Source organism: Acinetobacter lwoffii (assembly GCF_024129855.1).
GTDB classification, from domain to species: Bacteria; Pseudomonadota; Gammaproteobacteria; order Pseudomonadales; family Moraxellaceae; genus Acinetobacter; species Acinetobacter lwoffii_L.
In genome coordinates, this window is the sequence record NZ_JAMXXC010000041.1 from 1 (window position 1) to 12274 (window position 12274).

Consider the following 12274-nt stretch of genomic DNA (forward strand, 5'->3'; position numbering starts at 1 on the left):
CAGCCCAAAGAATGATTTCACCTTGAAAGTGCCGACCGTGGAAGGGATTCATCTGCTGTATCTCGAAATAAATAAGATATTTAGCTTATCATGTCAGCCTATTTGCAACAGTGCCAGATTTAGCAGTGCAATTAATGAATGATGTCTCTTGGGAGGTGAGAGTTATTTGTGCTCAACACAAAGGGGTAGCAAACCAATTGAGAGATGATGCAGATTGGCGAGTCAAGGTGGTTGCTGACAACTCCTTGAATGATTCTTTTTGACCATTACTTCCTTAACTTTCAATTAGAAGAAAAGGATTTGTGTCACGAAAAATCTTGGAAATTCTTGAACACGCCATTTTTTAAAGTGCTAAGTCATTAATTTTTCTCTGAGCAGAAATTCTGCTCAGGGAATGACTCATTCAATTCATATGGTGTATTTAGGATATGCTGTTTATAAAATCAATATTTATATATTTTTTCAATATTTTCTTGATGAATTTTAAGACCAACTATAAAGAAGAACATAAAAATTATCAGTGGAATAACCCAAAGTCCATGAACTAAGTAGTTAATATTTTCTTCAACAAATTTTCTAAAAATATACTGGCTAAATATCTGAAAATTATAAATACTTTTAAGTATCTGAGGATATAAATATTGAGAAATTGGCATCAATACCATACCAATTCCCCACAAAAAGTATGTAATCTTATATCTATTAAGAATCTCCGCATGAAAATTTAGCCAATTAATAAAATCTTCTTTCATTAATACCTCTTATTTAGTAGTTTTTTTGATTATTAATGATTGGGGATTTATTTGTATATATTTTTAACAATCATTACGACATAAAATGTCGCAAACAAATTTATTTCCTGTATTTTAAGAGAAAATTCCACTTTTAGAGCCTATTATCTTTAGGGAAGTTAGCATGACTATTAAAAATGGGTATAAGTATGAATGTTCCAAATAATTTAGTTAGATGTCTGACCTTTACAAGTGGAACTAACGTTTTTGTAGTAGGGGATATTCATGGCTGTTATTCAATTTTATTTAAAGAGTTAGATAAATTAGGATTTAATTTTCAAAAAGATATTTTAATAAGTGTCGGTGATTTAATCGACCGTGGAGATGAAAACCTGGAATGCATTACTTTACTTGACTATCCATGGTTCCATATGATCAGGGGAAATCATGAAGAAATGTGTATTTTAGGAAGAACCGATAAGTCAATACGAGATATGCATTCCAGGAATGGGGGCGAATGGTTTTATAATTTAAGTGAACATCAACAACAACAAATTGCTCAAAAATTTTCCGAATTACCAGTATTAATTGAAATTAATACTGGTATTAAAAAAATTGGATTTGTCCATGCTGACGTAGAAATTAATGATTGGGAACTTCTCAAACAGGATATTCAGAAAGGTAATTATTCAATTCCTGGGGTAACTTCTGCTTATAAAAATGCACTTTGGGGACGAGGTAGATTAAGAAATTATTCTTATCAATATGATGTTGTTACGAAAATTGATGAAATCTATCTAGGGCATACAATCGTACGAGAGCCTGTGCAAATTGATAATTGTTTTTATATTGATGTGGGTTCATTTTACACTAAAAAGTTATTCATTAAGAAAGTTTCATAAATTCTTAGTGAAATCGAAAAGGATTGTTGGGTGCTCAATTGTAAAATGATTGAACAATCAATTGGTGATTTAGAGCGTAAACTTCGAATCGCTGAAAAGTTTAGATATAAAGGTGGCATAGTGGGTGTTGCAGAGAGTGAATTTTTGTTGACAGCTCACGACTTTAATAGTCGAAAAATGGCATATTAAGATGAGAGCAAGAATAGGGTTAAATAGATAAACTAAGACCCTATTTTTTGAATATTTTGGGTTGATAAACTCATAAATTAAGGTCTAATAAATTTTTATTCATGCTACTAATTATAAGACTTTTTCAATCGAGTGCGTAACATCAGTTTATAACTAACATTCATAATGACTAAATATTTAATCATATAAAGTTAATTTTAGAACTAATGATAATTTTTATCATCCTAATGACATTAAATATTAAAAATGATAAAGTAAACTCATATTAGGAAAATTCTGAAATGGTGAAGCGATGAAATTTGGAGCATTGAAAACACCAGAAGCGATGGGGCGTGAATTAGGTCATCGACTAAAACAAGCACGACTTAATTTAGATCTTACTCAAGAAGAAGTCGGCTTATCGGCAGGCGTGAGTCGCTACACTATAAAAAATTTAGAACAAGGGCGAGGTAATATTCAGGATTTGATGGCTGTTTTAATTGCTTTGGAAAGCACTGATCAATTAGACCACTTAATGCCACCGCAACAGATATCGCCTATAGAATTATTGAAGCTAAGAGGTCGGATGAGAAAGAGAGCATCTGGTTCACACAACAAAACAGTATCGAACAAGAAAATTGACAAGACAAATAGAAGAGAAGAAGATTTAGGATGGTAGATAAAGTTGATGTAATTAAAGTTGTATACAAAGAATTAGATGTTGGAGCTTTAAGTTTTGATCCCACGACAGGTCAAAGCGCGTTTATATATATGCCAGAATTTGTTAGTGCTGGTATAGAGTTATCGCCTTTAACGATGCCTTTGCGGGAAAATTACATATATAACTTTAATGCTTTAAATCCTGAAACTTTCAAAGGATTACCTGGAATGCTAGCTGATTCGCTTCCAGATGATTTTGGTAATCGTATCTTAAATACTTGGCTAGCTTCAAAAGGACGTGCAGCAAATAGCATTACCCCAATTGAACGACTTCGTTATACAGGGAAGCGTGGTATGGGGGCATTAGAGTTTTTACCTGCTGAAGCTCGTGGAGAATTAAATGCAAATGAATCTGTTCAAATAGATGAACTTGTAGCTATTGCACAGGAAGTTTTATCGGCACGTAACGAATTTGATGCCGAACTAAGATCAGATGGCTCTGATGACCAGGAAGCGATGTTGTCACTCTTAAGCGTAGGAACGAGTGCAGGTGGAGCGAGACCTAAAGCAGTTTTAGCATTCAATGAGGATTTTACAAAAGCCAGATCAGGGCAGGCGAATGTTCCAAGGGGTTACACACACTACTTAATGAAATTTGATGGTGTAACCGAGAGGAATACCAACAAAGAGACATTTGGTGATCCTTTAGGGTATGGTGCAATGGAATATGTCTATTATCAAATGGCTACTGCCTGTGGTATTGATATGATGCCTTGTTATCTACTGCATGAAGGTGATAGACAACATTTCGTAACTCAAAGATATGACAGAATCGGGAATGAAAAGCTGCATGTGCAAACTTTAAATGCAATGGCTCATGTCGATTATAAGATGCCTGGATCATTTTCTTATGAAGAACTATTTCTTGTACTTCGCGAGCTTAAAATGACTGCAGTTGAAGCTGAACAACTATTAAAGCGAATGATCTTCAATATTGTGGCACGTAATCACGATGATCATGCCAAAAACTTCTCATTTATCCTTCGAGATCAGAAATGGGAGTTGGCACCTGCTTATGACTTAGCATTTAGTTATAAACCAGGTTCAATCTGGGTAGAGTCTCATTGGATGTCACTAAATGGTAAGCGCAGAGATTATGTATTAGAAGATATTCTTTCTGTAGAATCTTTAAGCCGAAAATTTACTCCTAAATATGTGCTAGAGGTTTTAAATCATACTATAGAGATTGTGTCAGGATGGAAGGATCTAGCTAAAGCTTCAAATGTTCCTGAAAAACTAATTGCTGAAGTATCCGAAAATTTGAGACTGAAGTTCTAATTTTAAAAATAGAACTCATGCACAAGAATTCTATTGTATTAGATTTCAACCCCATAAAGATTAAATATTTTATCATTATTACTACAATCATACATTAATGATCATATTATTAATCATTATAGGAGTTTATTATTAACAGATATTATGTCCAGCTCCTTCAAATTTTATAAGAAGACATCCTTTATTTAATAATCATTCAAGTGCTTGGTCGCTGTTGCATTACTTACTTGTGCTAGTGTTAATATTTGGAGATTTTACTGGATGATTATTATGACCACTTAATCTATTAATACCTTGCTCAGAATATCGTTTCAACCATTTGCGTAACGTTGGCCTAAAATTGCCACATATCCGACAAACTAGGCCAGCACCATTGGTCTCTTCAAATAATAACCCATACGAGTCGTTGTTGAATTTCTCTGTTCGTAAATACCAATTATATTGAAATGATGACTATGAATCACACAAATAATCATATCGTTATATGAACTCAAGTAACTGATGTAAAGTATTGGTTTCAATCTGATGTTTTTTCAATTGATGCTCTAAAGAATTTCTAAAATTAAGGATCTCTCTTTCAAGTTCAGGTAATGAAACCAGAAGCTCTGCAGCATATTCAATTTGTGATGCCAATTCTGTTATTTTAAGATCTAACTCTTCAGTTAATGAAACTAGGATATGTTTTTTATCAACTTTAACTGATGTTTTTTTTATGTTTTTGAGTTTTTCTGTTTGACTATATAAAAATAATTTCTTCTTGTAGCTTGCACGTTCAACGGCTAAATAACCGTGCTTTCTTAATAAATAAAGACAGGTATATGTCTGACTTCTGAGCTTTTTTCTTTCATGATAAGCAAGTCCTGGAGTATCGATAATACCCCAGAAATCTTTAGCTTCCCAATCGACAATTTCACACAAATTTAGAATTTCTAAAAACTCTTCACCTAGCGGCAAATTAAAATCAAACATATTTGCAGGCAATAAACATAAAAGAGGATTATAAGCCGTGGATATATAATCCTCAAATAGGGATATTTCTATTTTTTGTACAGACGACTTAGAATGTCAGAAATATCTTTAAAAATTGGTAGTATTATTCGTAAAATACGGGTAGAACAGGATATAACACAAGAGATGCTTGCTTTACAGTGCAATATAGATCGTAGTTACATGGGGCGTATTGAACGTGGAGAGGTCAATCTAACTGTAGAAAAGCTCTACATAATAGCCAAAGTCTTAGAAGTAGATGTAAAACAACTACTCCCTTAGAACACATTTTATCTTTTAAATAAATATCTTGCCAAAATGTGTTCAATCTCAACGCTAGACTTTACTTTTACTTCATCGATGATTCTGATCAGTAACTCTGTATTTTTGTGTAATTGCTTTTCTAAAGCTTCAACTTGATACTGTAAATCCTTATTTGAATTACTTAGGGCCTGTCTAGTTTTTCTGTTTACAAACAATTGTTGATCTTTTGTTTTAAGATTTAGCGATGAGATTTGTTCAGCAATATACCTGCTAATTAAACTTTTACGTTTCAGGTTGCTTAGAGTACTTAAACCTCCTGAAATATGTTTTTTAGCTACAAGTCTATCGTGGACAGATTTATGTGAAATAGGGGATTTATCGTAACCCTCTAATAACATAAGTTGTAATTCATTTTCGATTGCTTGATCCAATTCCTTACCACGTAACATTTTCTAAGCCTTACTTGATTCAATTTTGTGCTGTTCGATAGCAAATAATTCAGATAGTGTATGAGGTAATTTTATACTTTCATCAATATAATCAAATATACGAATAGGTGTTAAGTCATTGCGTTTAGAGATGGATCCGGAAATTTGAACAACTCCTATAAGTGATACTCTGCTCCTCAAATGATGTTATAAACATCAATATATGGAGTATTTTATGGCACGTAGACCAAGAAGAAATCATTCAAACGACTTTAAGGCTAAGGTAGCACTTGCTGCGATCAAAGCAGAAAAAACACTTGCTGAATTGAGTTCTGAGTTTGATGTTCATCAAAACCAAATTATTGACTGGAAAAATCAATTGATCTCAGCTTCCTCACAAGCTTTCGATCAATCAAAAGCTCCATCAGAACCTCCCATTGATCTTAAAAAGTTACATGCAAAAATCGGTGAGCAGGCATTAGAAATTGATTTTTTAGAAGGTGTGTTGAAGAAACTGGGCCGCTTCAACCACAAAAGTTAATCGATCACTCACTTCAGATTTCAGTATCTAAACAAGCTAAGTTACTGAAAGTCTCTCGTGGTTGTTATTATTATCGCCCAAAACCTGTTAGCTCATCAGATCTGAAGCTGATGCGATGTATTGATGAATTACATATGCAATATCCTTTTGCAGGCAGTCGTATGATGCGTGATTTGTTGAATCGTCAAGGGCATCATATAGGACGACGTCATACACGTACTTTAATGAAGAAAATGGGTATTCAGGCGTTATATTGCAAACCAAATTTAAGCCAGGCTAATCAAGCTCACCGTAAATATCCATATCTGCTCAAAGGATTGGCTATTCAGCGCAGTAATCAAGTGTGGTCTACTGATATAACGTATATCCCTATGGCAAAAGGCTTTGTTTATTTATGTGCTGTGATTGATTGGCATAGCCGCAAGGTACTTGCGCATAGGGTATCGATTAGTATGGAGGTGGATTTTTGTATTTCGGCTTTAAATGAAGCGATTGAAAAATATGGATCACCTGAAATATTGAATACAGACCAAGGCAGTCAGTTCACCAGTGATGCATTTATTGATGTATTGAAATCAAATGGCATTCAAATCAGTATGGATGGTAAAGGTCGATGGGTAGATAATGTGATGGTTGAACGATTATGGCGGAGCGTTAAATATGAAGAGGTGTATCTCAAAGCTTATAGCAGTGTCACAGATGCGAAAAAGCAATTGAGTGCATATTTTGAGTTTTATAATCTGAAACGACCTCATTCGAGTCTAGACAAAATGACACCAAATGAGTTTTACTATGATCAGCTACCCCAACAAAACAAGGTGGCTTAACTAGAGCGGAATATCACTTATAAATACGCTTTTAGTTGTTCAAACAAGTGGAACCACCTCTTTTAGACAAGGCTCTCTCTTTGATTACATTTAAATTTGAGATTTTATTTTTTATCTCACTTAGCATATGGGTATAAGACTTATCATGCTGGACTATGGATAGAGTTTTTTGATAATTCACGGTTAGACTATTAATAATTGACTCTAGATTTTCTAGTTCTCCTTTCCTATGCGTAATAGTGAAATTTCCACATTTATTACCTGATTGACATGCCATACGTTTTGGACAATCGTGTACTGTAACATCACGCATGCAACCTCCAAATTGTAAAGGGTGTAAGTAAGCATGTCTTTCGACTAATGAGTCTGCTTTTGGAAGATCTGAATTACTTAATTCATTAAAGGCGTCAGTAATATCAGAAAATAGATCTTCAAAGAAAGAGTGTTTAATGTGTTCTGAGATCTCATTTTTATTATCAAAAGATTGTAAATTCATTTTTAAATTACTTTCTAAATCTAGATATTTTGAAAAATACATATAACCATCTTGCTTAATTGATTCTACAGGATTAGAAGGCAGATAATTTTCTTTGTGTGTGGAGAGTATTAATTCATGTTTGTCCAACAAACTAGCTGCAATTTTTCTCTGTTTAATTGCTACATGTTGATAGTATTGATTTTGCTTAATATCTACACGCCCCATAAGTAAAGCTTGTAAATGCTCTGATAGTCCAGATAAAGCAAGGAACGTGTTAATATTATGCCTTGGGATATGTGTAGACAATTTTGAATATTCAGTATCATTTTCCTTGAGATAATATTTCTCAAATACAGATAAATTTTGACCACCCCCCAAGAAATTATTTATTATAGTACATGTGAATGGAATTATATTAGATTTATGGCTAAACTTTCTACTAAAATTCAATGACTTGTATTCATGCAAAAAAAGTAAATCCTCGTATAAAATTTCCTCATTCAAACCATTTTCATTAAGAACATGAACAAATGGTGAGCTAGATGTAAAATTGGGTGTCAAAGACTTTATGTAATCATTAATATCTTTCTTTAGATAATAAGTATTTACTTTTTTACCAATTTTAATTTCCTTTAGTACAGGAATTTTCTTAACTGACGGCAAAATTATTGCTCTGTAATTAATCCTATATTTATAGTCACTAATTTTTCTTACCTTAAATATCGTATTGATTAAATCTTCTAAAACAACTTCATTTCCTGGGATGTTATCTAATTCTAATGGGAGAAAATCAATCATTCTCTTTGATTTGATATATTGAATTTGAGCACGATATCCTTCTGTAAGTTGTTGTACAGTATCAAAAATTATTTCTGCTAATTTACCTGCGAGAGGCTCTAACCAATGAATACGCTCACCAGCACCTTTGGCACCATGATATCGAATACCTATTGAATATTGTGCGATACCATCTAAATTTAAATGTTCTTGTGTAATCGGATCTATAATTTTCTTTTTTATTAACGCATTTTTTTTTAATAATATAGCTTCAGTTGAACGAAAGCCCGTAATAATCAATAGCAACAGAAAATTAAGTGCTATTTTTTCACTGGTTGTTTGACATAGACTACTGAGAGCTACAATATTAATAAAAGTTTGAATTGACACTAATTTATCACTTTCGAGATCATCTTCATCTAGCTCAAGTTGATCAATTAAAGCTTTTGTTTTCTTTGCATTTGGTGTTCTATTTTGCTTGTTGAGATATTTTAAATCATGTACAAATTCAAGCTGTGATTCTGTAAAACCATAATGATTTATCATATTTTGTATACGCATAAAACTTCCTGCATGGTCTGGAAGATTTGTTTTACTTGAATTCTCAAATAAACAATCAAAAGCGATATTTAGAATTTCCGTTGTTAATGAACATGCATGGTGATTTTGAGTACGTTGAACTAATGCGCTGTACCAACGTTTAAGAACTAGCATTTCTGCATACAATTTTTGTGGCGAAGCACTTTTATTGGATTGACGATAACTTAAAACAATAACTGATTTCATAAAGTATTGAAATGCTTCATTTATCTCAATATCATTAATTCCCTTTATCCTTTTGATAACCCCAAAATTTAAATAAGTTTTACCTGATCTTGATAATAACCATCCAGATCCAACCGCACCTCCAACCCATAATGATTCATCCCAAGTATTTTTAAATGTTGGTTGAATATTTTCTAAGAAATACTGTTTTTGTTCCTTAATAAATTCTTGATAATTTTTAGAAATCATGATCTGATTCCTTACAAACATTACAGCGTAATATCACTGATTCAATTTCAAACTTTGTAGTTTCATGAATTCTAATCACCGGGTTCCTAGCTAGACCAATTCCATCAGATAATTTAATCAAGGAATTTATTTCGTTTTGAATACTACGAAGAACTTTTTCATGATCAGCATCGATGAAAGGGTGGAAATACATGCAACCGTAGCAATTTCTCACAGGTTGATATAAACAGTTATCTGAATAGGAGCAACCACCAATATCGTAGTGAATTTCTGCCCCTATGTTGCCTAATACTTTTTTGTGGGACCAATCTTTTGTATAGACCAACCGACCCGTCAATAGCATGGCAATCATTTGTTGATATAAAGAGTTTCTTCCTAATGCCTTAGCTCTAATTTGTGCCATTTCAGGTGTGGAAAAAATATAGTGTCTAGCCGTTACAACCGATGAATGTCCTAAAATATAAGCAATTTCTTCTGCAGTAGCCCCACTTATTGCAAGGCTGTAACCAACATGATGTCTGAAATCTGAGTAAGAATATTTCTGTTGAATCATCTCACCAGATAGAACTGCTTCTTTGTATTGCTTTGGAGAAAAATCAAATAATTGTTTATTAATCGAGTGTTGGCAAAAACGAGAAGCATTGTCACCCATGTCGAACATTTTTTGATCACCACTAAGGTTGTATCTTTTAATGTAAGCGATAAGAATGTCAGCAATTTCTTCGGGTAATTTTATAGCAATTTTTTCATGAACATAACGAGCTTGCTTTGCATAAGGAATAAGGACGCTATAACGACAAAAATTATCACTTTTGCGGATAGTATCCTGCTTTAAATCATTAACAGATAATTTAGCCAATTGGACGGGTCTAAGCCCTGATACATAAACTAGACCTAGCATCGCTGAATTTAAGAGTTGATCATTAGTGATGCTCTCAGCCTGATTTACCAAATTACTATTAATGTTAGAAAATCCTTGTTGAATCATAGTTTTAAGAGGGTAGTCAATCCGATCCTCATATTCTTGATAATATAGTTTTGAGTTGAATGATTTAGGACGCTCCAAAAAATCAAGTTCATATTCTTTATCAATATTAAATCCAGAAAAATCTTCTAAAAAAAGTAATTTAACTAAAAATTTTAAATGATAATAAAAACCATTTTTATCCATTTTTGCTAAATCATTTAATAATATTTTAAAATTATTAAAATTAAAGTCTAATTTATTATTTTTAAAATATTTTATAGCATATTTAAATGCATTAAATTTAGAGCTGAGCCCTGAAGGGGTATTAACCTGTATAAAAAAAACTAAGAAGAATTTTAGAATTTTCTTCTCGTATAAGTCAAAACAATCAAAATTTAAATAAATCTTATTCCCAGAATAAAAAAAATCCCAAATATCAGGTATTGTACTAATAAATTTTGTATCAAATTTAGAAGCAAGATTAAATTTAATTAATGAAGGTATCCTTAAATTATCAATAGAATTTAAATCTTCAGACGAGAATAGATTAAAAATATGTTCATCAACCGAAGAATAATAACCAATATCTAACTATTTTTCATATTGTTTTTTCAAAACCAAAACTCATTTCAATGATTCTTTCAAGATTTGAGATGTTTGCTCTTTCCACGATAAATCTCTTGCCGTAGTAAGTAGGCATTAAACTCGTAGGAGACCAACCTCCAAGCACACGTAAATCATCTTGTGCTTTATCCAAAGAATTTTGACCTATATTATTAATCGAATTTCCTAGTTTATCCATGTTCTCATATTTTTTAAATGAATAATTTAACATTAAATATGCCCATGTATGTCTACATACGTGGGGTGTAATGCTATCTATTGAATCAAAAGCTTTATTATCAAAGTGATGCGGTATTTTATATTTAATATTTTTATCTATGATTTTAAAAATTTTATTAATACTAGAATAACTCAAAGAAGAGTGGGGTGGTTTTAAAGATGTGAATAAGATATCAGAATTAATATCACTGCGAATTTCTTTTATATAAATATTTATAAACCTATAATCTCTTTCTTGCAATGTTATTACTCGGTATGAAAATTCATTTTTAATTTTTGGTTTTCTACGTCTATCATCATTTTCATCATCAGTATTGGTAATAATTAAACTATAAGTATCATTCAATACAGACTTTTTCATTGAATTTACAGTCAACAACATCAACTCACCAACTCGAAGTCCATAATTGAGCATTAAATGAATTACCAGAAAATTCCTAAATTGAGTTGGTCTATTTTTGAATGGATTAAAAGGATTAGTATTGTTAGAACTGCTAGGTGCTATTGTTTCATAAAGAACTTTAACCATTTCATTTGTCATACTTTTAAACAGATACTTTTTTCACCATGTATTGTTTTAGTGAATTTCCTAATATTTTTTTTCTTAATTTCCATATATTTTTTAATATTTGATTTGATTTTTTCTATTTCTTTTCTATCTATATGGGGTTGTTTCTTAACAGTTAGGTAGTCATCCATAAGATACGTATAAAATTTAAACAAAGTGCGAATCTTATTACTTATATTTTTATAATTGACAGTACTATTTACCCTTAACCATACGACATTACTTAAGTCATTATTATTTTCTAGGAAAGTAATAAAATTATCAATTTCGTCTTGAATAAGCTCAAAATTATAATTTGAAGAATAGAATGATTCGCAGAAGGATATAGAGTATTTTTTATACCAAAAAATATACCAGTCTTTTAGTGCCATCAAATCAGAATATTGCGTAGATAAGCTTTGAAAACGTATCACTCTCAAGCTAAACATTAATGGGAATAAGCATGGGAATGTTGAATCAGTATTAAACAATAATATTATTTCATTCTCATTAGATATCTTTTGTTCTAACTTGATACTTTTGACTTCAAACATGATGAACTTCATAAACTAAAATTTAGGTCAACATATCATATTTTTGATTAGGAAGTTTATTTCTATAAGTTGTTGATATTAGGTAAGAGAAGTACAAATATGAAGTTAATGTTAGGTGTATCGGATTTAACATAATATACATTATACGAAATCAGTGTGTTAGAACCCATTTAAAGTGTCTATATTCTCACCAATAAAAATGTCTGGTTTATGATGGTTTTTATCACCATGGACTGGATATAAAATAT

General features: G+C 31.7%; 11 protein-coding genes and 1 pseudogene. 6 read left to right on the forward strand and 6 right to left on the reverse strand.

Features of this window, described 5'->3' with window-relative positions:
* Window positions 1–443: 443 nt before the first annotated feature.
* Window positions 444–752, reverse strand: coding sequence for a hypothetical protein (locus tag NI465_RS15765; RefSeq protein WP_035267521.1), 309 nt, complete (start codon window positions 750–752; stop codon window positions 444–446).
* 188 nt (window positions 753–940) lie between these two features.
* Between NI465_RS15765 and NI465_RS15770 the strand changes: the two genes are divergently transcribed.
* The 4 genes from NI465_RS15770 to NI465_RS15785 all read left to right on the forward strand — a co-directional run bounded on the left by NI465_RS15770 (window position 941) and on the right by NI465_RS15785 (window position 3799).
* Window positions 941–1633, forward strand: coding sequence for a metallophosphoesterase (locus NI465_RS15770; protein ID WP_129717837.1), 693 nt, complete (start codon window positions 941–943; stop codon window positions 1631–1633).
* 45 nt (window positions 1634–1678) lie between these two features.
* Window positions 1679–1822 carry a hypothetical protein gene (locus tag NI465_RS15775; protein WP_213073081.1) on the forward strand — a complete coding sequence of 48 codons (144 nt, stop codon included), beginning with the start codon at window positions 1679–1681 and terminating at the stop codon, window positions 1820–1822.
* A 292-nt stretch (window positions 1823–2114) separates the two neighbouring features.
* Entirely contained in the window at window positions 2115–2480 is a 366-nt protein-coding gene (locus NI465_RS15780; protein ID WP_129717835.1) for a helix-turn-helix transcriptional regulator, read from the forward strand.
* Entirely contained in the window at window positions 2474–3799 is a 1326-nt protein-coding gene (locus tag NI465_RS15785; protein ID WP_062035455.1) for a type II toxin-antitoxin system HipA family toxin, read from the forward strand. Before NI465_RS15780 ends, NI465_RS15785 begins: the two co-directional genes overlap by 7 nt.
* A 480-nt stretch (window positions 3800–4279) precedes the next feature.
* On the opposite strand, the gene NI465_RS15795 is transcribed toward NI465_RS15785, so the two are convergent.
* The gene (locus tag NI465_RS15795; protein ID WP_129717831.1) at window positions 4280–4768 is read right to left on the reverse strand and encodes a hypothetical protein; all 489 of its coding nucleotides are present in this window, start codon (window positions 4766–4768) and stop codon (window positions 4280–4282) included.
* A gap of 93 nt (window positions 4769–4861) precedes the next feature.
* Between NI465_RS15795 and NI465_RS15800 the strand changes: the two genes are divergently transcribed.
* Window positions 4862–5068: a helix-turn-helix domain-containing protein gene (locus NI465_RS15800; RefSeq protein ID WP_129717829.1), complete on the forward strand. Its 207-nt coding sequence runs from the start codon at window positions 4862–4864 to the stop codon at window positions 5066–5068.
* A gap of 8 nt (window positions 5069–5076) precedes the next feature.
* Here the strand turns inward: NI465_RS15800 and NI465_RS15805 are convergent, their stop codons facing one another.
* Entirely contained in the window at window positions 5077–5499 is a 423-nt protein-coding gene (locus tag NI465_RS15805; RefSeq protein WP_129717827.1) for a hypothetical protein, read from the reverse strand.
* Between the two features lie 202 nt (window positions 5500–5701).
* Here NI465_RS15805 and NI465_RS15810 point away from each other — a divergent pair.
* Window positions 5702–6846 (forward strand): IS3-like element ISAba14 family transposase gene (locus NI465_RS15810; protein WP_099046175.1). Its coding sequence is split into 2 segments (ribosomal slippage): window positions 5702–5966 and window positions 5966–6846, totalling 1146 coding nucleotides; the frame shifts between segments, so codons are not numbered across the junction.
* 31 nt (window positions 6847–6877) lie between these two features.
* Here the strand turns inward: NI465_RS15810 and NI465_RS15815 are convergent.
* The 3 genes and pseudogenes from NI465_RS15815 to NI465_RS15825 form a co-directional block, all read right to left on the reverse strand.
* Window positions 6878–9115, reverse strand: a complete 2238-nt coding sequence (locus tag NI465_RS15815) for a hypothetical protein (protein WP_253145934.1) — start codon at window positions 9113–9115, stop codon at window positions 6878–6880.
* A complete protein-coding gene (locus tag NI465_RS15820) occupies window positions 9105–10667 on the reverse strand; it encodes a tyrosine-type recombinase/integrase (protein ID WP_216937022.1) in 1563 nt (520 codons plus the stop codon). The genes NI465_RS15815 and NI465_RS15820 overlap by 11 nt, the downstream gene beginning before the upstream one ends.
* Window positions 10668–10680: 13 nt before the next feature.
* Window positions 10681–12026: pseudogene (locus NI465_RS15825) on the reverse strand (site-specific integrase).
* Window positions 12027–12274: the final 248 nt, after the last annotated feature.

Bases quoted from the DNA above. Each gene is read 5' to 3' on its own strand.
- NI465_RS15765 (WP_035267521.1), bottom strand. From the start codon at position 752: ATGAAAGAAGATTTTATTAATTGGCTAAATTTTCATGCGGAGATTCTT.
- NI465_RS15770 (WP_129717837.1), top strand. From the start codon at position 941: ATGAATGTTCCAAATAATTTAGTTAGATGTCTGACCTTTACAAGTGGA.
- NI465_RS15775 (WP_213073081.1), top strand. From the start codon at position 1,679: ATGATTGAACAATCAATTGGTGATTTAGAGCGTAAACTTCGAATCGCT.
- NI465_RS15780 (WP_129717835.1), top strand. From the start codon at position 2,115: ATGAAATTTGGAGCATTGAAAACACCAGAAGCGATGGGGCGTGAATTA.
- NI465_RS15785 (WP_062035455.1), top strand. From the start codon at position 2,474: ATGGTAGATAAAGTTGATGTAATTAAAGTTGTATACAAAGAATTAGAT.
- NI465_RS15795 (WP_129717831.1), bottom strand. From the start codon at position 4,768: ATGTTTGATTTTAATTTGCCGCTAGGTGAAGAGTTTTTAGAAATTCTA.
- NI465_RS15800 (WP_129717829.1), top strand. From the start codon at position 4,862: ATGTCAGAAATATCTTTAAAAATTGGTAGTATTATTCGTAAAATACGG.
- NI465_RS15805 (WP_129717827.1), bottom strand. From the start codon at position 5,499: ATGTTACGTGGTAAGGAATTGGATCAAGCAATCGAAAATGAATTACAA.
- NI465_RS15815 (WP_253145934.1), bottom strand. From the start codon at position 9,115: ATGATTTCTAAAAATTATCAAGAATTTATTAAGGAACAAAAACAGTAT.